This is a genomic window from Arthrobacter sp. C2 (assembly GCA_024207135.1).
GTDB lineage: Bacteria > Actinomycetota > Actinomycetes > Actinomycetales > Micrococcaceae > Paeniglutamicibacter.
The window spans coordinates 2,239,944-2,260,290 of the sequence record CP042428.1; the positions used below are offsets into that span (position 1 = coordinate 2,239,944).

The following is a 20,347-nucleotide window of genomic DNA, read 5'->3' on the forward strand; positions in this document are numbered from 1 at the left end:
TTCGCTAGATCAGGCGCCGGGAGGCGAGGAAGTCGACGAGTTCGGCGGCGGCGTTCCCGTCGTCGGTGATCTTGGCCCCCGCGGTTCGGGCCGGGCGCTGGGCGACATCAAGCACGGTGCTGGCCGCACTGGTCTCCCCGCCGAGATCGGTGGCGGACAGGGTTTCCACGGGCTTGCGCTTGGCGCCCAGGATGCCCTTGAAGTTGGGGAAGCGGGCCTCGTCGAAGCGTTCGGTCACGGTGATGATGGCCGGGTAGCTCGCAACGACCTCCTGGGTGCCGGATTCGTTCTGCCGACGGCCGCTGATCGAGTCGCTGCCGATCTCCGCGGATACCAGGGAGCCGAGCATGGGCAGGGAAAGATGCTCGGCGACCATGGCCGGGAGCATGCCGGCGCGCCCGTCGGTGGACTCGTTGCCGGCGATGACCAGGTCCGCACCGGTCTCGCGCAGGGCGGCGGCCAGCATCCTGGCGGTGAGCACCAGGTCGGCCCCGGCCAGGGCGTCGTCCAGCACGTGGATCCCGGAGTCGGCGCCCATCGACAGGGCCTTGCGGATGGACTTGGAGGTGTCGGCCGGCCCCATGGACACGACCACCACCTCGGTGGACTTGTCCTGGTCCTTGACCGTCAGGGCCAGTTCCAGGGCGCGCTCGGTGATCTCGTCGATCACCGGGTCGCTTGCCTCCCGGTCCACCCGTCCGCTGCCCGGATCCAGGATCCGTTCCTCGGCGGTGTCCGGAACCTGCTTGATCAAAACCGCGATCTTCATCCGTATTCCCTTCCCGGGTGCCGTGTCGTTCACTCATTCGCGACTCTACTGGGAAGGGCCAAAATTTACTAGGTCTTCCTACTAAATTGGCCGTCGCGGTGTTAGCCGCCCTTATCCTTGATTCGGCGCCTGGCCTGCACCGGTGAGGTTTCTCGTAGGGTACCGGGAAATGCGAAGACCTTCCCCCGCGCCAAGGCAGGGGAAGGTCGGCGGACGGTGCCGGGCAGCGATCAGGGGCGGGTGCCATCCAGTGAGCCCTGGGCGATCTGCTCCAGCAGCCACGGGGAGAAGGCGAAGGGCGCGGCCAGCGCGGCGGTCTTCAGCGCCTGGGGCTCGACCCACGCGTACTCGGCGACCTCCTCCGGGTTGGGGGCCAGCTCGGAGGTGATCAGCGCGGAGAAGACCGGGCAGATCTCGTTCTCGACGATTCCCGAGGCGTCCACGGCCCGGTAGGCGAAGTCCGGAAGCAGCGGGGCGATCGAGGAGATGGTGGTGCCCAGTTCCTGCTCGGCGCGCCTGGCGATGGCCTCGGGAAAGGATTCCCCCTCCCCCGGGTGCCCGCAGAACGAGTTGGTCCACACCCCTGCCCAGGTTTTCTTGGACAGGGCGCGCCGGGTCATCAGGATCCGGCCCTGGCCATCGTAGAGGTGGCAGGAGAAGGCCAGGTGCAAGGGCGTGTGTGCGGTGTGCACGAGCGCCTTGGATGCCGTTCCGATGCGGGTGCCGTCGTTGGCCAACAACACCACAAGTTCCTCGCTCATGACTCTCTTTCTTCGAAGGTGGCGGGGCCATGCCCCTCAGCCTCAATCATCCCATGCCCGCACGGGACCGGATCATGGCGCATTTCGGGCTTAACGGGGCGGCTGCCGGTTTGGCGGGGAACATGCCTCCCGCCAAACCGGCAGCCACCAGGGGTCTTGCCGGGCCAACGCCTACAGCATGCGCTTGAGCGTCTCGCCCTTGAAGAACCCGGGTTGGCGGATGCGCATGTACAACATCACGGCCACGCCCAGGACCAGCACGCCCATGCCCAGGATGAACACCATGCCCAGCCCCGCGATGTTGGAGCCCGAGCCGTAGTCCGGGTCCATGGAATCGCGTGCGGTGCTCGCGAACATCACCAGCAGGATCACCCCGCCCACCAGCGGGGCCAGGAACTTGAAGAAGAAGCCGCGCACGGTGTCGAACGCCTCGCGGCGGAAGTACCAGACGCAGGCCAGTGCGGTGACTCCGTAGTAGAAGCAGATCATCAGGCCCAGGGCCGTGATGGTGTCCCACAAGGCGTTTTCGCTCAGCAACCGGGTGACCACGTAGAACACCGCGGCCGCCGAGCCGGCGGTGATGGTGGCCGTGGACGGGGACATGAAGCGCGGGGAAACCTTGCCGAAGCGCTCGGGCAGCGCCTTGTAGTAGCCCATGGCCAGGATGGTGCGGGCCGGTGACACCAGGGTGGACTGCAGCGAAGCCGCCGAGGAGGACAGGATCGCCAGCGACATCAGGATCGCAAACGGGCCCATGATCGGTCCGGCCAGCACCGCGAAGATCGATTCCTGGTTCTCCGGGTTGCCGGCACCCAGGCCGGTCTCGCCGATGCCCGCGTAGGAGATCACGGCCAGCGAGATCACCATGTAGATGCCCATGATGATCAGGATCGTCAGCGTGGCGGCGCGGCCCGGGACCTTGGCGGGGTTCGTGGTTTCCTCGTTCATCGTCAGGGTGACGTCCCAGCCCCAGAAGATGAAGATCGACAGCGAGACGCCGGCGGCGAAGGCCCCGAAGGAATGCACGGCCATCGGGTTGAACCAGTCCAGCGCGATCGGGGTCGGGTCGAAGGCGGTGCCGTTGTTCACGTGGCTGAACGCGGCCACGGCGAACCAGGTGAGCACCACGAGCTGGAAGGCGACCAGCGCGTATTGGAAGGCCTTGGTGGTCTGCATGCCGCGGTAGGAGATCCAGCAGGCGGCGGCGATGAACACCAGCGTCGTGGGGATGTTGACCCACAGGTTGCGCGTCAGCTCCGCGATGGCGTCGTTGCCGGTGAGCTGGGCGATCAGCAGGTAGAAGAAGTCCACCGCGACCGCGGCCAGGTTGGAGAGCACGATGATGGTCGCGGCGATCAGGCCCCAGCCACCCATCCAGCCGATCCAGGGGCCGAAGGCGCGGGTGGCCCAGGTGAAGGAGGTGCCGGAGTCCGGCATCGCGGAGTTCAGCTCGCGGTAGCCCAGGGCCACCAGCAGCATCGGCAGGAAACCGGCCAGGAAGATCGCCGGCAACTGGGTGCCGACCTCGGCGACCGTCGGACCCAGGGCAGCGGTCAGGGTGTAGGCGGGGGCAATGCAGGAGACGCCGATGACCACGGCACCAAGCACGCCGACGGTGCCCTTGGACAGGCCCTTGTCGCCCAGGCCTGATTCGGCCGCCGGTGTGGCGCGGGATTCGGTCGCTGTGTCACGACTCATGGTTGTATTCCTTCATCCAGGCGGTGCCGCGCTTCCCGCCTGGCGGGCAGGGGAAAGCGCGGCACCCTCATGCGGGGAGTTGGTGCTAGGAGCGGGCCGTTTCGGGCTTGTGGTTCTTGGGAACCACAACCAGCGGGACCGGGAGGGTCCGCAGCATGCGTTGGGCGGTGGTGCCCAGGAAGAGCCGGCGCTTGCGCGCCAGGCGGCTCGAGCCGACGACGGCGATTTCGCCGTCCACCCAGTCGAGTTCGGCGATGGCGTCGTCGATGCCCGTGCCGGAGGCCACGGTGATCTCGGCGCTGAGGCCGAGTTCCTCCACGATGGCGGCGGCCGCGGCCCGGGTGCGCTCTATGGAGCCTGCCGCTTCCGCGGAACCGGCCGTGGCATGGTCCTGGGCCACCAGGGACACCACGCGCAGCGCCAGCTCCTGGTTGCTTGCCGCCGTTGCTGCGGCCTGCACCACGGCGCGGGCACCGGGGCGGGTGCCGACGAATGCGGTGATCCGGCTGAGCTTGCCCCCGGCCCTTTCCAGGGACGCGACGGCACCGGGGGTGCTCATGGCCACCGGGAACGGCGAGGCGTGCAGCAGCGAGCTGGCCACCGAGCCCGGGACAAAGAACCCTGCCACGTGGCGCTTGCGCCCGCCGAGCACGATGGCCCGGGCGCCGGTTTCCTTGGCCATGGCGATCAATCCGGCGGCCGGGGAGGAGACCGCGCGGGCGACGACCCGGGCGGTGGGACCGGCCGGAACCAGGTTGAGCGCTTCCTTGGCCCAGGCGTCAACCTGGTCAGCCAGGATGGAGGAGTATCCGTGGTCGCTGCCCGGGTAGGTGGCCGAGAACGGGGTGTCCTCGGGCAGGACCATGGCGATGTCCAGGTGGGCCGCGGGCCCGCCCAGCGCCGCGGCGAGCGCGATGGCCTCCGCGCCGCGGGCGTCGGCGGTGTATCCAACGAGATAGCGCATGGAACCTAGGCGTCCATCGAGGTCAGGGTGCCGAACTTGGAGATGACTCCGTCGTACCCCGGGTCGTCGGCGGTGCCGTCCACCGCGGCGACGATGCGGGCGGCCGTGCGCCGTCCCATGCGCACGGCGCCGTCCACGTGCTGGTAGCCCTCGCCGGCCAGATCCGAGGAGGAGAAGTAGATCGGGCCGACGTTCTTGTTCTGGTCCGGCCCGAAGCGGAACAGCCCGCCCAGGTCGTAGCTGGTGGCGTAGGCGCCGCGGGTCCATTCCTCGGCGGCGAAATCGGAGAGGTAGAAGACCTTCGCCTCCAGTGCCTTCGGGCCCAGGTACGTGGCCATGTCCTGGAGGATGGTTTCCTTGCGCTCGGCCTCGGAGAGCTCGAACATCGCGTCGGCCTGCAAGTCGGAGATGAAGCCGACCAGGGTGCCGGTGCTTTCCTCGTGGTAGGTGTTGTCATAGATTTCCTGCACGATCGAGGTCGGCCCGAAGCAGGTGCCCGCGAGGCCCTCTTCGCGCCAGAACGGGGTCTCGTAGACGGCGTGGACCTTGATGACCAGGCCCATGGACTGGTGCTGGTGGGCCACGTGCTGGCGGCGCGGCAGCGGCGGGTTGTAGGAGATGCGCGAGTACAGGTTCGGCGGGACGGCGACGATGACCTTCTTGGCATTGACGGTCACGTCGGCACCATGGGCGGTCACGCCCTCCTCGGACCAGTCGAGCTTGAGCACCGGGTTGTTCAGGTAGACGTCGGTGCCCAGGCGCTGGGCCACGGCGATCGAGACCCCCTGCATGGTGCCGACCATGCGGCGGTCGAGGATGAAGTCCTCGTCGACCAGGTTGGTGAAGGAGCCGGCGGAGGATGACATCAACAGTGCCTGCAGCGCGGAAAAGGTGTGGGCCGGCTTGGTGAGCATGCCGCCGGCGATGAACAGGCCGACGTTGTTGCAGGCCACCTCGTCGTCGGAGAGGGTGCGCAGCCAGTGGTGGAAGGAGACCATGTCCAGTTCTTCGGCCTGCGGGTGCTCCCACGGAGCGTCCGGGTCGACCTGAGCGGTAAGGCGGTCCATCTCGGCGATGAGTTTGTTCATTTCGGCGACGGTGGATTCGGCCACCGGGAAGTCCGCGCCGGTGTAGACGGTGCGGGTGCCGTCTGCCGCCATGTAGACCGAGGCGCCTGCCTTGTAGCGCTCGAAGGTCTCGATGCCCAGTTCCTCGATCAGCGAGTACAGGCCGGTCTGGTCGGGGGAAATCCACTGGCCGCCGATCTCGATGGTGGCCCCGTCCATGTCCTGGCTCCAGGTGCGGCCGCCGACACGGTCGCGGGCCTCGAGCACTGCGACGGTCTTTCCCGCCTTGCGCAGCTCGTAGGCTGCGGTCAGGCCCGAGGGGCCGGCTCCGATGATGACGACGTCGCGATCCAGGGTTGTCATGATGTCCACTTCTTCCGGTGTTCTAAATGAATGACGTTCATTTACTAGACTGGTTTCCATGGTAGGCCATGTTGTGCAGTATTGTGAAGTGGGCCACGTCAGGAGCGGAACTTGAAGCAAGAACCAGCATCTTCCACGGCCGCGCCGCGCCGCCGCGCCGGGCGCCCGAGGTCTGGGGTCCTGGACCGGGAGCTCATTGCGCGGGCGGCGCTGAAGCTCGTGGTGGCGGGCGGATACTCCACCTTGACCATGTCGGCACTGGCGAAGTCGCTGTCGGTCTCCCCTTCGGCGCTGTACAACCACGTGGAGTCCAAGCAGGAGATCATGCAGTGGATCCAGGAAATCGTGATGGACGGGGTCGATTCGACCGTGTTCGAGACCCTGCCGCTGGATGAGGCGCTCACGGCCTGGGCGGTGACCTACCGCGACATCTTCGCCGGGCACGCGCCGCTGATCCCGCTGATCGCGGTGCTGCCGGTCTCGGGGTCCCCGCGCACGCTGGAAATGTATGAAAAGGTCGCGGCCGGGTTCACCCGCGCCGGCTGGAAGCAGGAAGACATCATTCCCGCCATCGTGGCCCTGGAATCATTCATCTTCGGCTCGGCCCTCGATGCCACCGCACCGCTGGACATCTTCGACCCCGGGGAAAACGCCGGAGGCATCCCGAATTTCGAGGGCGCCCTGGAGGCGCAGCGGGCCACCGGGCGCAACAGTGCCGACGCCGCGTTCCGCGCCGGGCTGCGCGCCATCGTCAACGGCCTGATGGCAGCTTCCCGGACCACATAGCCGCCCGTCAAACCGCGAATAAGCGATAAGCTGGCTCCATGAGCGAAACCCCTGGAACCCGAACGAACCCCGTGGTGCGGTTCCTTTCGCGGATGACCGCCAAGAACTGGATCGCGATCGCAGGTGCCGTCGCGGTGCTGGTCTTCATCCTGCAGAACCGCCAGCGGGTCCGCATCGAGCTGCTGTTCCTTGATCTGAACGCACCGCTGTGGATTTCCCTGGGCGCGGTGCTGCTCATTGGCTGGGCCATCGGGCGCTTCTCGTTCCGCAAGCGCTAAGGCGCTGCCCGGGTGTTGCTCGGGCGCAAAAAAGCCCCGTCGGTCCGACACCTTTTCGAAGGTGCGTCGCGACGGGGCTGCAAGCAGGAAGGGCGGGTCGCCCCTAGAACGAGGTGCCCATGATGCCCACGAGGGACTCCGGATCACCGTAGTTGAAAATGACCCAGCCCAGTGCGCCGATGAAGGCGGTCGAGGCAACGGCCCAGACGCCGGTGAGCTTGGCCATGAACCGGATTTCCTGGCGGCTGACCGGAAGCCGGTCCGCCGAGTAGTCGCCGGCAACCTTGCCGAAACGCTCGGCCGGGGTGACCGCGGCCATGGCGTTGAGGCTCACCAGGAAGTTCGAGGCGGTGTCGATGCTGCCGTCGACAAGGCGGGCGCGGGTCAGGTTGTTCTTGCGGTCCTGGGTCATCTCGACGATGTTCGAGCCGTGACGTGCCAGCAAGATGTCTTCGCCCAGTGGCATTGCCTTGTGCAGCAACCGCATTCCCTACCCCTTTTTCAGTTCGCGGGGAAAGAAATCAGCACCCGCCCAAGACTCGTTCGTTGTAGCATCAAGATTACGTGCGCTTTTGCGCCCGGGTGCGCTATTATGCGCTTTCGGTTGGCAAGCTCACAGGGTGTTGTGGCCTGGGCCGCGCAAAAGCCGTGGCGGGCGGCACAATGCGTCCAAACGCCCCGGACCGGACCCCGGCGGCTCCGCTGCCGCGCGGCCAGGCTTGGACGATGATCGCCACCAATGTCGACCCGCGCTACGTATCGGAAGAGGACCCGCAGCCGGTCTACCGGGTGGATTTCCGGGACGAAAACGGCGCAAGCGACGAGTGGCGGTTGGTCGGCGCCGACGACGTCCATGAGGTGCTCCGGTGGGCGCACGTTCACGCGGCAGGCAGAACGGCTTCCATTTGCGCCGAATTCACCTACGTCGGGGGCGGCGAAATAACGGTGGCGCTGGTCCGCTTGGCCGGGCCGGACCCGGCCTGAGCCCGGCAGGCCTGGCTCAGCGCGTGGTGAAGTGCACGATCACACCGATCATCCACACCGACGAGGCCATGGCCGCGCAGCCGAATTCGACCAGGACACCGATCCCCATGGCCTTGAGCGCGGATCCCGAGGCCCGCAACGCGGCGGGAAAATCCTTGCGCCGCCCGTATTCCCCCAGCACCAGCCCCAGTGCGAAGCCGATGAACAGGCCCAGCACGGGAATGACGAACATGCCCACCACGGCCAGCGCGATGGCCAGGGCAATGGACCCGCGCGGGATCTTCTGCTGCTTGAGGTTCCGGCCGGTGAGCACCGTCGAGGCGCTCCAGCCGGCGAGCGCCAGGCCCATGCCGATCCCGGCGCACCACCAGGCGGCGGGACTGCCCAGGATCCAGCCCCAGGCCAGCAGCGTGCCGATGGCCAACAAGCTTCCGGGGAGCACCGGAACGATGGTTCCCACGACGGCGACCGCCAGGAGCAACCCGGCAACAACGGTGGTGATGACTTGGATATCCACAAGTGCAAGTCTTGCATCCGCCAGGCCCGTCACGGAGGGGCGCGCCGAACCCGGGGCAGGAAAGCGGCTCAGTCGTCGACGATGGCCCAGCTGCCCGCGGGCTTGTATTCGCTGTCGTAGATGTCTTCGCCGGCACCGGGATCCATGGGGTAGTTCTTGAGGTTCCCGGCCCAGTAGCGCAGCGCACGGGAGATTTCCGCCTCGGGGTCCAGTTTCATCGCCTCGGTGCCCATGTCGACTTCGAAAATGAATCTCATCTGTCCGCTCCCCTTGGATCGGTGCAATGCCCGCTTGGTGGCACCGCTGCCTGTGTTTTCCCATCCTAGGCGCCATATCGGCGGATGTGCCACGACGAAACGCGGGGACGAAAGGCGGCGGCGGGGAAAACCAGCAATGGAAGATTGTTGAACAATCCGCGTTCATAGTGCATCCTTAAGGGAACCACAACACGAGACGGGGGTCACAAATGCCTTACATCGACCTGAATTCCGACGTCGGGGAATCCTTCGGCAACTGGGTGATGGGCGACGACGCCGCCATTTTCACCTCCGTATCCTCGGCAAACGTTGCCTGCGGATTCCACGCGGGCGACCCCAGCGTCATCGCCCAGACCTGCCGCGACGCCGTTGCCGCAGGGGTGACCATCGGTGCGCACGTGGGCTACCGGGACCTGGCCGGCTTCGGCCGCCGCTTCCTGGACTGCTCCCCCGTCGAGCTGGCCGACGACGTGCTCTACCAGCTTGGCGCCCTCGAGGCCCTGGCCCGCGCGGCCGGCTCCTCCATCAAGTACGTCAAGCCGCACGGCGCCCTCTACAACACCATCGTGCACCACGAGACCCACGCCCAGGCCGTCGTCGACGCCATCCGCGCCTTCGGCTCCGAGTTGCCGGTGCTGCTGCTGCCCGGATCCGTCGCCCTGGCCAAGGCCGAGGCAGCGGGCCTGCGCCCGGTCGCCGAGGCCTTCGCCGACCGGAACTACACCCCCGCCGGCACCCTGGTCTCGCGCCGCGAGGCCAACGCGGTGCTGCACGACCCGGCAACCGTCACCGCCAACATGATCCGCCTGGCCACCGAGAAGACCATCGTGACCATCGACGGCTCGGTCATCCCCATGGACGCCGAGAGCATCTGCGTGCACGGCGACACCGCCGGGGCCGTCGCCATGGCCGCCGCGGTGCGTGCGGGACTGGAATCCGCCGGTGTCACCATCAAGAGCTTCGCATGAGCGTGGTCGCCACCCGCTTCGCCGGAACCCGGTCGGTGCTCGTGGAGCTCTCCGACCTCGATTCGGTGCTGGCCCTTGACGCACTGCTGGGGGCCAGCCCGCTGCCCGGGCAACTCGATGTGCTGGCCGCGGCAAGCACCGTGTTCATCAAGGCCGACTCCTGGGCCAATGCGCGGAAGATCGCCGCCACCGTGCGCACCCTGGAGCTCGGTGCCGCCCCGGACAACGCCGGCACCGAGGTTCAAGTGCCCGTGCACTACGACGGGGAAGACCTCGCCGAGGTCGCCGAACTGACCGGGCTCAGCGTCGAGGGCGTCGTCAACGCCCATTCGCAGCAGCTGTGGCGGGCTGCCTTTGGCGGCTTCGCCCCGGGCTTCGCCTACCTGCTGGGCGAGAACCAGGTGCTGAACGTGCCGCGCCGTTCCACCCCGCGCAAGGTCGTGCCCTCCGGCGCCGTCGCGCTGGCCGGGGACTACTCGGCGGTGTACCCGCGCCGGTCCCCCGGCGGCTGGCAGCTGATCGGCCACACCGACGCCGTGCTCTGGGACCTGGACCGCGAAAATCCCGCGCTGATCCGCCCGCAGGACCGGGTGCGCTTCGTCCCGAGCCGCACCAGCCTGAGGCTGGCCCCCGCGCCGCGTCCCGCAGCCGTCCCCCGGACCGCGACCGCGACCGGCAACATGCTCGAGATCCTGGACCCCGGGCTGCAGTCCCTGGTCCAGGACCTGGGCCGCCCCGGCTACGGCGAGCTGGGCGTGTCGGCGGCGGGCGCCGCGGACACCGCCTCCGCCGCGCAGGCCAACCGGCTCGTGGGCAACCGCACCACCGAGGCCGTCATCGAGAACCTGCTCGGTGCCATGAGCCTGCGCGCCCACGGGGACGCCGTCATTGCGGTCTCCGGCGCCACCGCCACCCTCCGTGTGGACCCGGTGGACGGGGACGAGTTCCATGGAGAGCGCGAAATCCCCATGGACACGCCCTTTGCGCTCCTCGACGGCGAGGTGCTGAGTCTGGACCCCGGGGGCAACGGGCTGCGCAGCTACCTGGCGGTGCGCGGCGGGATCGATGTGGCACCGGTGCTCGGCTCGCGCTCCACCGACTCGATGTCCGGCATCGGCCCGGCCCCGCTCACGCCGGGCACCCGGCTGCCGGTCGGCGCGATCCACGGGGCCCATGTGGTGGGCAACCCCGAGCCCTCCCCGCTGCCGGTTCCCGACGCCCAGGGCATCTACACGCTGCGCATCAGCGAGGGCCCCCGCGGGGACTGGTTCGGTGAAGCGGGCCTGGCCCGGCTCACCGGCCAGGCCTGGACGGTCTCGGCCGATTCCAACCGTGTCGGCGTCCGCCTGGCCCTGGGCCGGGACGCCGAACCGCTCCAGCGCATCCGCGAGGGCGAACTGGCCTCGGAGGGCGTCGCCGTCGGCGCCCTGCAGGTCCCGCCTTCCGGGCTGCCGGTGCTCTTTTTGGCAGACCACCCGGTCACCGGCGGCTACCCGGTCATCGCCGGGGTCGTCGCCGAGGACCTGCCCGCCGCGGCCCAGCTGCCGCCCGGGGCCAGAATCCGCTTTGAACTTGTCACTCCCACCCAGTCCGGCACTTCCACCGACGAAGGAACCCACGCATGAAAAAAGTACTGATCGCCAACCGCGGGGAAATCGCCGTCCGCATTGCCCGCGCCTGTGCCGACGCATCCCTGGTTTCCGTGGCCGTCTACTCCGACCCGGACGCCGACGCGTTGCACGTGCGCCGCAGCGATGAGGCCTACGCGCTGAACGGGGCGGCCAGTTCCGAGACCTACCTGGACATCGACAAGATCCTTGACATTGCCGCCCGCTCGGGCGCCGACGCGGTGCACCCGGGCTATGGCTTCCTGGCAGAGAACGCCGACTTCGCCCAGGCCGTCATGGACGCCGGGCTGACCTGGATCGGCCCGAGCCCCGATTCGATCCGCGCACTGGGCAACAAGGTCACCGCCCGGGAGATCGCCGTGCGCGCCAACGCCCCGCTGGTGCCGGGCACCGACGGCCCGGTGGCATCGGGCGCCGAGGTCCGCGCCTTTGCCGAGGAATTCGGGCTGCCGGTGGCCATCAAGGCCGCCTTCGGCGGAGGCGGGCGCGGCATCAAGATCGTGCGCAACTTCGAGGAAATCGACGATGCCTTCGACTCCGCCGTGCGCGAGGCCATCGTGGCCTTCGGCCGCGGCGAGTGCTACGTGGAACGCTTCCTGGACAAGCCCCGCCACGTCGAGGCCCAGGTGCTGGCCGACACCCACGGCAATGTCGTGGTCGTCGGCACCCGCGACTGCTCGCTGCAGCGCCGCCACCAGAAGCTCGTCGAGGAGGCCCCCGCGCCGTTCCTGACCGATGAGCAGCGCGCCTCCATCCATTCCTCGGCCAAGGCCATCTGCCGCGAGGCCGGCTACCACGGCGCCGGAACCGTCGAGTACCTGGTGGCCCCGGACGGGCTGATCTCCTTCCTGGAGGTCAACACCCGGCTGCAGGTCGAGCACCCGATCACCGAGGAAACCACGGGCGTGGACCTGGTGGCCGAGCAGTTCCGCATTGCCTCCGGCGATGCCCTGTCGATCACCGAGGATCCGGACCCCACGGGCCACTCCTTCGAGTTCCGGCTCAACGCCGAGGACCCTGCCCGCGGCTTCCTGCCGGGCCCCGGCCGCATCACCGCCTTCGAGGCGCCCACCGGCCCGGGCATCCGCGTCGATTCGGGCGTGCGCACCGGCTCGGTGATCCCCCCGCACTACGACTCGCTGATGGCCAAGCTGATCGTCACCGGCGCCACCCGCGCCCAGGCGCTGCGCCGTGCCAAGGTCGCCCTGGACGAGATGGTCATCGCCGGCGTTCCCTCGGTGCTGCCGTTCCACCGTGCGGTGGTGCGCAACGCCGATTTCGCCAACAACGAGCGCTACGGGGTCTACACCACCTGGATCGAATCCGAGTTCGCCGACGAGCTGGCTTCCAGCCCCGAGATCGCCGCGGCGGAGCCGGGCTCGGCGCGCGAGACCCTGACCATCGAGGTGGACGGCAAGGCCATGAACATCGGCCTTCCGGCCTCGCTGGTGGACTCGATCCGCCACGGCGGCACCGGCGCCGCCGTCGACGCGGCAGCCGAGAACATCGCGGCGGCGGCCGACGAATCGACCTTGGCCGCCCCGATGAACGGAAACCTGGTCAAGTGGGTCGCCGAGGACGGCGCCGCCGTGGCCGAGGGCGACACCGTGGCGGTCCTCGAGGCCATGAAGATGGAATCGAACATCACCGCCCACCGAGCCGGCACGTTCGGCCGCGGAACCCAGGAACCGGGGACCGCGATCGCCCGCGGCGAAGCACTCGGGAGCATCGCTTAACGCTTGCCGTTTCCGCGGAAGGGTTCGATTAGATTGAGAGGATGCCAGTGAACGCCTTGTTATCGTCCCTGCCCCTGGCCGAGGGGTCAACCCACGCGCACACCGGAGCGTGGGTAGCCGCGGTGCTGCGCTCACGGATCGCCGAGGGCCAGCTGCTGCCCGGCGCCAAGCTTTCCGAGCAGGCGCTTTCGGCCGCCATGGGGGTTTCGCGCAACACGCTGCGCGAGGCCTTCGCGGTGCTTGACCACGAGCTGGTCATCACCCGGATCCCCAACCGCGGCGTCTTCGTCTCCTCCCCCGGGCCCGAGGGCGTGCGGGAGATCTATGCGGTGCGCCGGATGATCGAGCCCGCCGCGGTGCTCTGGGGGCCGGATCTGGACGTCGCGGCCCTGGCAGCCATCATCGTGGACGCGCGTGCCGCGCTGGAGGAGGGAAACATCGCCAAGATGGCCGATGCCAACCAGTGCTTCCACGAGGAACTGGTCCGGGCCACCGGCAGCGTGCACCTGCAGGAACTCATGACCAAGGTCCTGGCGCAGATGCGCCTGGTCTTCCATGCCATGGGGGACGCCCCCGACTTCCACTCGCACTATGTGGAGCTGAACGCCGCACTGGTGGAACTGCTGCAATCCGGCAAGCGCGAGCAGGCAGCGGAGGAAATGCGCGGGTACCTGGATCGCGCGGAGGCCGAGTTGCTCTCGCATCTGGGCGACTCCGAAGGAAACTGAGCTTCCCCGCCGGGCAGGCCTACATGTTCATGGTGACCTTGGCGTCCTTGCGCAGCACCGCGACGTAGTCCTTGACCGCTGCGGCCTCCTTCTGGAGCTTGAGCTGCTGCTCGAGCTCGGGTTTCATCGTCTTGTAGCTCGGTGCCTTGGGCGCGTCCTTGTCGGTGGTCGCCTGCTTCTTGAACTGGTCGAGCACCACCTGGTACGCGGCCTTGGTTTCCTTCTCGGAGGGCCGGAAATCTCCCACTTCCTTGGAGATCAACCGCTCGACCTCGAGCTGGGTCTTCAACTGCGCGCGCACCGCGTCCTCGTTCAGGCCCTGGGCATCCATGGTCGCCAGGAATTCCTTGGTATCCATGTCGTTGGACTTGGCCACGTCCCCCAATGCCGCGTCAAGGTCCTTGGAGGTGGCAAAGACCTTCTTCTTGGCCGCCTGCTGGATCAGCAGTTCGGTGTTCACCAAGCCTTCTGCCGTCTGCTTGCGCAATTGCTCTTGGTCGAGTTCCTCGCCGGAGAGCTGCGCCTGCTGCAAGACCTGGGCGAATTGACCTTCATAGATCCGGGTGAAGTCGGCCTTGGTGATTTCCTCGCCGTTGACGGTGGCAACGATTTCGGGGACCCCGGCGAGGTCAGGGGTCGGGCTTGCGGCATCTGTCGGTGCCGCCTCGGCGGCCGCGCTGCTGGAGGCGGGGGCCGCTTCCGGTTCGGCCGTGGCACTGCACCCGGTCATGAACGACAACGAGGCAACAAGGGCCATGGAAAGAACCCACTTTTTCTGCAACATAAACTCCCAGCATTTGGATCGATGCTTGGAACACTAACAGGCGAAACAGGGCGGCCGCTGGACGCCGGCGGGTGCAAGCGGCCGGAAGACCTGCACCCACGGGGCACCGCCGCTAGATCACGTTTTCCAGGAAGGCGCGGGTGCGTTCGTGGCTGGGGTTGCCAAGCACCTCGGCAGGTGAACCGGATTCCACCACGACGCCGCCGTCCATGAACACCACCTCGTCGGCCACGTTGCGCGCGAACCCGATCTCGTGGGTCACCACAATCATGGTCATGCCGCTGGCGGCCAGCTTCTGCATCACGTCCAGCACATCTCCCACCAGTTCCGGGTCAAGTGCGCTGGTCGGCTCGTCAAAGAGCATCAGTTTCGGTTCCATGGCCAGCGCCCGGGCAATGGCCACCCGTTGCTGCTGGCCGCCGGAGAGCTTGGCCGGGTGCAGGGTGGCCTTGTCTCCCAGCCCCACCTGTTCCAGCAGCTCGTGGGCCTGGGCGATGGCTTGCGCCTTGGGGATCCTCTTGATGCCGATGGGCGCGGCGATGATGTTTTCCAGTGCGGTCAGGTGCGGGAAGAGGTTGAAGCGCTGGAACACCATTCCGATGCCTCGGCGTTGCCGTGCGACCTCGCGCGGCTTCATCTCGTGGAGCTTGCCATTGCGCTGGGCGTAGCCGATGAGTTCGCCGTCGAAGTTGATCCTTCCGCCATCGATGCGTTCAAGGTGGTTGATGCAGCGCAGAAAAGTGGACTTTCCCGAGCCCGAAGGCCCAAGCAGGCACATGACTTGTCCGGCATCGACCTGCAGGTCGATGCCCTTGAGCACCTGGAGCTGGCCGTAGCTCTTGCGCACCCCCTGGGCCTGGACCAGCGGCAAGCGGTTCTCGTCGGTGCGGACCGGGGACGGGGATTCAAGGATTGAATTCATGATCTGTTTCCTTCCTGGCTGCGGCGTACGCGATGGGCAAGAGCCACGGCCCGGCCGATGGGTGTGGGTCCCAGGGTGCGGCTGCCGCGGCCGTAGTGGCGTTCGAGGTAGTACTGCGGCACCGACAGGATGGAGGTCAGCGCCAGGTACCAGATGCTCACCACGATCAGCAGTTCCACCTGGTGAAGGTTCTGCGAGGAGATGCGCGCGGCCACCGTGTACAGCTCGGCCACGGCGATCAGTGAGAGCAGTGCGGTGTCCTTGAGCATGGAAATCGTCTCGTTGCCCATGGGCGGGATGATGACCCGCATGGCCTGCGGCAGTTCCACCTTGAACAAGGTGAACAGCGGGGTCATGCCCAGCGAGTAGCAGGCTTCCTTTTGTCCTTGGTCGACGGAGAGCATTCCGGCGCGCACGATCTCCGCGGTGTAGGCGGCCTGGTTGGTGGTCAGGGCGATCACGCCGGCCACGAAGGCCGGGATCAGTGCGTTGGTGTCCACGGTGAAGACCGTGAAGTCGGTGAAGGGAACCCCCAGTGACAGCTGCTTGTAGAGCAGTCCCAGGTAACCCCAGAACACGATCTGAACCAGCAGCGGCGTGCCGCGAAAAATCCAGACATACAGCCAGGCGACGGAGTTCAGCACCGGATTGGCGGAGAGCCGCATCAGCGCCAGCACGATCCCCAGGATCGTGGACAACACCATGGTGATGATTGTCAGCGCCACGGTGAGCACCGCGCCGGCCACGATCCGGTCGCTGAAGAGATACTTGGCGATCGTGGGGTGGTCGATGTTGGGATTCTGCCACAGCGAGGTTCCCACCCCGAGCAGGGCCAGCAGGATCAGGGATGCCAGGACCCAGCGACCGGGGTGGCGCAGCGGGACGGCCACGATGTCGTGGGCACCGGGTTCCGCCGCCACGATGGCCCCGGGTGCGGGCCGCCGGTGCACGGTGCTATTTCCCGCCATTGTTCACACCGGCCTCGGTCACGGCGAAGTCGACCAGGTCGTACTTTTCCATGAGCTGGGCGTAGGTGCCGTCCTCGACCAGCGATTGCAGTGCCAGGCGCAACGCCTCGGTGAGGTCCTTGTTTTCCTTCAGCAGGCCGATGCCGGTGTAGACCGGGTTGTAGCCGTTGGGGAATTCGGGGTCCTTGACCAGTTCGAAGAGCTTTCCGTCTCCCGCCGTGGCCGCGGCATAGGTGGCGACCGAGGCATCCACGACGTCGGCGACGGCCTTGCCCGAGCGCACGGCGGTTTGGGCATCAAGCTCGCTGGGCAGCTGCACCAGCTCGATCGGGGCCTTGCCGGCTTCCTGGCATTTCTTGGCGAAGGAGGCCAGGTACTCGCCCTGCACCGTCGCCTTCTGGACGGCAACCGGTTTGCCGCACAAGTCGATGATGGATCCGATCCCGTCGGGGTTGCCCGCGTTGACCAGGATCTTGAATCCTGCGTGGAAATAGTCCACGAAATTCAACACCTTCTGGCGTTCGGCGGTGTCGTTCATCCCGGCGAAGATGATGTCGTTCTTCCCTGCCTGCAGGGACGGTATCGAGGAGTCGAAGGCCTGCTGCTGGAAGTTGAACTTGACCCCCAGCTTGCCGCCCATGGCCTGGGAGAGGTCGTAGTCAAGGCCGGTGGGGTTGTTGTTCTCGTCCAGCATTTCCATGGGCGGGTTGGGGATGTCGGCGGCCACGTTGATGGCCCCGGCATCCTTGTATTTTGCCGGCAGGGCCGCTGCGGCGGCTGCATCGACCTCGACGCTCACCTGCGGTGCCGGGGTTCCCGCGGTTACCGGGTCATCGACGGAGCAGCCGGTGAGGGCCAGCCCCAGGGCCAGGGTGGCGGCCGAAAGAGTGATCAGGCCGGGACGGTTCTTGTGCGATGTGGTGTTCATGGCGGTGCGGTTTCCTTTGGGCGTGGGAGGCAAACAGGAATGCATGGGGGTGCGGATTGGTTACCAGCGGCGCAGCAGGGCCGGCTGTTGGGTGCGCAGCAGGTCCTCGTAGGTTTCCCTGGCGACCGCGAGCGTGGAGGAGCCGTCGGCGCAGAAGACGACCGGCGGCTTGCACGCTCCGTTGTAGTTGTTGGCCAGGGTGTAGGCGTAGGCGCCGGTGGCCGGCATGGCCACCAGGTCTCCGACCTGCGGGTCGGCCAGCAGCACGCCCGCGGACATGAGGTCGCCCGATTCGCACTGGCGCCCCACCACGTCGGCGATGACGGTGGGTTCGGCCCCGATCTTGGTGGCCATCACGGCCTCGTAGCGCTGGCCGGTCAGTGCGATGTCCATGTTGTCGGCCATGCCGCCATCGATGGCGACAAAGGTCTTGCCCGTGGTCTTGACCGTGTTGACCGAATACAGCGTGATGCCGGCGCGGGCCACGAGCGAGCGGCCTGGTTCGATGATGAGCTTCGCATCGGCGGGGAGCAGCCGGTCGGCCGCCTCGGTCAGGGCATCCAGGTAGGCCTCGACGCTGGGGGCGATCTCGTCATAGGTGTATTTCACGCCCAGTCCCCCACCCAGGTCGTAGGTGTCGAAGGTGCCGAACTCGGCAACGGATTTCACGGCCTGCGCGAACGGCTCGGTTTCCAGCACCTGGGAGCCGATGTGGACGTGGATGCCCTCGAAGTGCAGCAGCGGGTGCTTGGCGATGCGTTCGATGGCGCGGGTAATATCCGCGGGGGGAAGCCCGAACTTCGAGTCGCTGCCGCCGGTGACCTGCGAGGCGTGGGTAGCCGGGGTGATGCCCGGGATCATGCGAAGCAGGACACGCTGTTCCCTGGTGGCCATGGCCTCGAGCCGGTCCAGGTCGTCGAAGTTGTCCACGATGATTGCCCGGATTCCCGCAGCCAGCGCCATCTGGATTTCCTGGTCGGACTTGGCATTGCCGTGCAGGTAGATGTTCGAGGGGCTGACCCCGGCGGTCAGCGCCATCATGAGCTCCCCGCCGCCGGCCACGTCGACGCTGAGGCCCTCGGCCTGGGCGATGGCGTACATGGCAACACACGGCAGGGACTTGGAGGCGAAAAGCACCTCGGAGTTCGGGCGCCGGGAGCCCAGGCCCTGGACGAAGCGGCGGATCTGCCGGCGCAGCCCGGTCTCGTCCATGATGTAGGCCGGGGTCCCGTACTGGCGGGCCAGTTCGCTGACCGATACCCCGCCAATGGACAGTTCCCCGGTGTCGGAGACGGTTGATTCTTCCGGAAGGATGTCCATCAACAAGTTGAGGTCGGGGTGCTGCAGCTGCTGGGTCACTGTCATGGTGGTGTGCCGTGCTTTCTGGTGTTTCCGGCCGGCCCTTGCCTCGGCAAGATCCGGGAACGAATGTGATCTGCGTCAACTGTAGGATTGGCAACGTCGAAAAAGTTCGTAGTGAAAACCAAGCTTTAGCTTGCATGTTTGTCCGATCCGCTAAAGACGCGGTCGGGACGAAAGGAATGGATCTCGTTGAAAAGCTCCGGAGCACCATTGACGTTGGCCGGGCTCCTGGAAAGCCTCGGAGCCCCGCTGCTGACGCCGCTCACCGGCCTCCAGGGCCTTGACGCCTCGATCTCCGTCCCGGTCATCCACGACCAGCTGGATCCACTGCCCGAGACTCCCGGGGGCATCCTGCTGTTGGTGGGAGTCGGCCCATGCGACCCCGACCTGGCCGCCCTCCTGGGGCGGGCGGCCGAGAACGGCTTCGTCGCGGTCGTGCTCAAGAGCCATGGGCAGGAACCCGATGCAGCGCAACTGGCCGGCGCCGGCCTGCCCGTCTTGGTCGTGGATGACCAGGTCCCCTGGCTGCACCTGGACAACCTCATCACGGCGGTGACCCGGGGCCGCCCCGCAGGCGGCAGAACCGCCAGCGCCCATGGCGAGGACCTGTTCGTGTTGGCCAACGCCCTGGCCACGGCCACCGACGGTGCTGTGGCAATCGAGGACCTGGACCAAAACATCCTGGCCTACTCGAACCTCGAGCGGCACGTGGTCGATCCTTTGCGGCGCAGCGGCATCCTGGCCCGGCAGGTGCCCGAAATGGAGAAAAACGCCGCCCAGTACCGTGCCGTGATGCTCACCGAATCGGTGGTCCATTTCCCCTACGATCCGCTCGACGGCGAGTTGCCCCGTTGCGCGGCGCCGGTGCGCGCGGGCCGGCAGATGCTCGGTTCGATCTGGGTGATCGAGGACAAGACGCCGCTGGGACCGGACGGCGAGGCGGCACTCCTGGAAGTCGCCCGGCTGGCGGCCATCCACATCCTGCGCTCGCAGAACGCGGTGGACCTGGAGCGCCAGGTGCGCACCGAATGGTTGCGCTCGGCGCTCGAGGGCCACGGTTCCGATCCAGGGACCTCGGCACGTTTCGGGCTCATGGACGGGATGGCCCCGGTGCTTCTCGGTTTCACCTTCGCCCCGGACCCCGCGGCCCAACGTCCCAGCCATGCGCTGCCGCTGACCCGCCAGCTGGCCGTTGCCGCGGAGCAGTACTGCTCGATCTTCCACCCCAACGTCTCCTCGGTGGAATCCGGGCGCATGGTCTATGTCCTGGTTCCGGCCATCGGCACCGAGCAGGCGGCCATGCGCCTGGCCGGCGGGGCCTCCACCGCGCTGGCTGCCCGCTTGGGTTTCCCGGTGGATATCGCCGTGAGCTCCGTGGAACCGGGCGCCCCGGGCCTGCCCGAATTGCGGAAGGAGCTCGATGAGGTGGTGCAGGTGTTGGAGATCCCCGGTTCACGCGGAGCTGCCGGACGTGTGGTCGGCTCCAGGGACGTGAATGCGGCACTGCTGCTGGACCAGCTCGCGCGCATCATGGAAGCGCGACCCCGGCTGGTGCATCCGGGTGTGCGGGAGCTGCTGGAACACGACGCCGTTTCGGGCACGGAGTACCGTGCGAGCCTATCCGCCTATTTTGCCGCGACCGGAGACGTGGCGGCCGCTGCCCGGGCGCTGAACGTGCACCCGAACACGCTGCGTTACCGGCTCAAGCGCGCCACCGAGCTCTTCGGGCTGGACTTCTCAACCGGCGACGAGCAACTGGCCCTTTGGGTGCAGCTGCGCGTGGCGAAAGCGCCTGCGCCCCGGTAGTCCCCGGGCCCTGCACAACGATGAGGCAACGTTGTTCCACGTCCCCTGTCCCGCTGCGTCCCGCGGGCGCAGA

21 protein-coding genes are annotated in these 20,347 nt (G+C 67.2%); 8 read left to right on the forward strand and 13 right to left on the reverse strand.

Annotated features, from left to right (window positions below; all coding sequences use genetic code 11):
• Window positions 1-4: 4 nt before the first annotated feature.
• From FPY90_RS10485 to FPY90_RS10505, 5 genes are all read right to left on the reverse strand, one after another.
• Window positions 5-769 (reverse strand): electron transfer flavoprotein subunit beta/FixA family protein, encoded by a 765-nt coding sequence (locus FPY90_RS10485; protein WP_498685445.1) that lies wholly within the window; start codon window positions 767-769, stop codon window positions 5-7.
• A 230-nt stretch (window positions 770-999) separates the two neighbouring features.
• Window positions 1,000-1,530, reverse strand: a complete 531-nt coding sequence (gene idi / locus FPY90_RS10490; protein ID WP_498685447.1) for an isopentenyl-diphosphate Delta-isomerase — start codon at window positions 1,528-1,530, stop codon at window positions 1,000-1,002.
• Window positions 1,531-1,701: 171 nt separating this feature from the next.
• Window positions 1,702-3,228: an APC family permease gene (locus tag FPY90_RS10495; RefSeq protein WP_498685449.1), complete on the reverse strand. Its 1,527-nt coding sequence runs from the start codon at window positions 3,226-3,228 to the stop codon at window positions 1,702-1,704.
• Window positions 3,229-3,313: 85 nt separating this feature from the next.
• The gene (locus FPY90_RS10500) at window positions 3,314-4,192 is read right to left on the reverse strand and encodes a universal stress protein (RefSeq protein ID WP_498685451.1); all 879 of its coding nucleotides are present in this window, start codon (window positions 4,190-4,192) and stop codon (window positions 3,314-3,316) included.
• Between the two features lie 5 nt (window positions 4,193-4,197).
• A complete protein-coding gene (locus FPY90_RS10505; RefSeq protein ID WP_498685452.1) occupies window positions 4,198-5,622 on the reverse strand; it encodes a flavin monoamine oxidase family protein in 1,425 nt (474 codons plus the stop codon).
• Between the two features lie 111 nt (window positions 5,623-5,733).
• On the opposite strand from FPY90_RS10505, the gene FPY90_RS10510 reads away from it, so the two are divergent.
• Both FPY90_RS10510 and FPY90_RS10515 read left to right on the forward strand, forming a co-directional pair.
• The gene (locus FPY90_RS10510) at window positions 5,734-6,408 is read left to right on the forward strand and encodes a TetR/AcrR family transcriptional regulator (RefSeq protein WP_083411070.1); all 675 of its coding nucleotides are present in this window, start codon (window positions 5,734-5,736) and stop codon (window positions 6,406-6,408) included.
• Between the two features lie 38 nt (window positions 6,409-6,446).
• A complete protein-coding gene (locus FPY90_RS10515) occupies window positions 6,447-6,686 on the forward strand; it encodes a LapA family protein (protein ID WP_071214017.1) in 240 nt (79 codons plus the stop codon).
• Between the two features lie 103 nt (window positions 6,687-6,789).
• Here FPY90_RS10515 and FPY90_RS10520 read toward each other — a convergent pair whose 3' ends face one another.
• The gene (locus tag FPY90_RS10520; RefSeq protein WP_071214018.1) at window positions 6,790-7,173 is read right to left on the reverse strand and encodes a hypothetical protein; all 384 of its coding nucleotides are present in this window, start codon (window positions 7,171-7,173) and stop codon (window positions 6,790-6,792) included.
• A 239-nt stretch (window positions 7,174-7,412) separates the two neighbouring features.
• On the opposite strand from FPY90_RS10520, the gene FPY90_RS10525 reads away from it, so the two are divergent.
• Entirely contained in the window at window positions 7,413-7,670 is a 258-nt protein-coding gene (locus FPY90_RS10525) for a hypothetical protein (protein ID WP_071214019.1), read from the forward strand.
• A 16-nt stretch (window positions 7,671-7,686) separates the two neighbouring features.
• Here the strand turns inward: FPY90_RS10525 and FPY90_RS10530 are convergent, their stop codons facing one another.
• Both FPY90_RS10530 and FPY90_RS10535 read right to left on the reverse strand, forming a co-directional pair.
• Window positions 7,687-8,187 (reverse strand): DUF456 domain-containing protein, encoded by a 501-nt coding sequence (locus FPY90_RS10530; RefSeq protein ID WP_498685453.1) that lies wholly within the window; start codon window positions 8,185-8,187, stop codon window positions 7,687-7,689.
• Between the two features lie 68 nt (window positions 8,188-8,255).
• Entirely contained in the window at window positions 8,256-8,444 is a 189-nt protein-coding gene (locus FPY90_RS10535; protein ID WP_071214020.1) for a hypothetical protein, read from the reverse strand.
• Window positions 8,445-8,653: 209 nt separating this feature from the next.
• Here FPY90_RS10535 and FPY90_RS10540 point away from each other — a divergent pair, with 209 nt between their 5' ends.
• From FPY90_RS10540 to FPY90_RS10555, 4 genes are read left to right on the forward strand one after another with little or no spacing between them, the layout of a single operon-like run.
• Entirely contained in the window at window positions 8,654-9,412 is a 759-nt protein-coding gene (locus FPY90_RS10540) for a LamB/YcsF family protein (RefSeq protein ID WP_498685455.1), read from the forward strand.
• Window positions 9,409-11,037, forward strand: a complete 1,629-nt coding sequence (locus FPY90_RS10545; RefSeq protein WP_498685457.1) for a 5-oxoprolinase subunit B/C family protein — start codon at window positions 9,409-9,411, stop codon at window positions 11,035-11,037. The genes FPY90_RS10540 and FPY90_RS10545 overlap by 4 nt, the downstream gene beginning before the upstream one ends.
• Entirely contained in the window at window positions 11,034-12,776 is a 1,743-nt protein-coding gene (locus FPY90_RS10550; protein WP_498685458.1) for an acetyl/propionyl/methylcrotonyl-CoA carboxylase subunit alpha, read from the forward strand. Before FPY90_RS10545 ends, FPY90_RS10550 begins: the two co-directional genes overlap by 4 nt.
• A gap of 41 nt (window positions 12,777-12,817) precedes the next feature.
• Window positions 12,818-13,504, forward strand: a complete 687-nt coding sequence (locus FPY90_RS10555; protein WP_071214024.1) for a GntR family transcriptional regulator — start codon at window positions 12,818-12,820, stop codon at window positions 13,502-13,504.
• 19 nt (window positions 13,505-13,523) lie between these two features.
• Here FPY90_RS10555 and FPY90_RS10560 read toward each other — a convergent pair whose 3' ends face one another.
• The 5 genes from FPY90_RS10560 to lysA all read right to left on the reverse strand — a co-directional run bounded on the left by FPY90_RS10560 (window position 13,524) and on the right by lysA (window position 18,471).
• Window positions 13,524-14,261: a SurA N-terminal domain-containing protein gene (locus tag FPY90_RS10560; protein WP_498685459.1), complete on the reverse strand. Its 738-nt coding sequence runs from the start codon at window positions 14,259-14,261 to the stop codon at window positions 13,524-13,526.
• 139 nt (window positions 14,262-14,400) lie between these two features.
• Window positions 14,401-15,210, reverse strand: a complete 810-nt coding sequence (locus FPY90_RS10565; RefSeq protein WP_498685460.1) for an amino acid ABC transporter ATP-binding protein — start codon at window positions 15,208-15,210, stop codon at window positions 14,401-14,403.
• Window positions 15,207-16,178 carry an amino acid ABC transporter permease gene (locus FPY90_RS10570; protein ID WP_498685461.1) on the reverse strand — a complete coding sequence of 324 codons (972 nt, stop codon included), beginning with the start codon at window positions 16,176-16,178 and terminating at the stop codon, window positions 15,207-15,209. The genes FPY90_RS10565 and FPY90_RS10570 overlap by 4 nt, the downstream gene beginning before the upstream one ends.
• Entirely contained in the window at window positions 16,165-17,106 is a 942-nt protein-coding gene (locus FPY90_RS10575) for an ABC transporter substrate-binding protein (RefSeq protein WP_498685463.1), read from the reverse strand. The genes FPY90_RS10570 and FPY90_RS10575 overlap by 14 nt, the downstream gene beginning before the upstream one ends.
• A gap of 60 nt (window positions 17,107-17,166) precedes the next feature.
• Window positions 17,167-18,471: a diaminopimelate decarboxylase gene (gene lysA, locus FPY90_RS10580; protein WP_498685464.1), complete on the reverse strand. Its 1,305-nt coding sequence runs from the start codon at window positions 18,469-18,471 to the stop codon at window positions 17,167-17,169.
• 186 nt (window positions 18,472-18,657) lie between these two features.
• On the opposite strand from lysA, the gene FPY90_RS10585 reads away from it, so the two are divergent.
• Window positions 18,658-20,274, forward strand: a complete 1,617-nt coding sequence (locus tag FPY90_RS10585) for a PucR family transcriptional regulator (RefSeq protein WP_498685465.1) — start codon at window positions 18,658-18,660, stop codon at window positions 20,272-20,274.
• Window positions 20,275-20,347 lie beyond the last annotated feature (73 nt).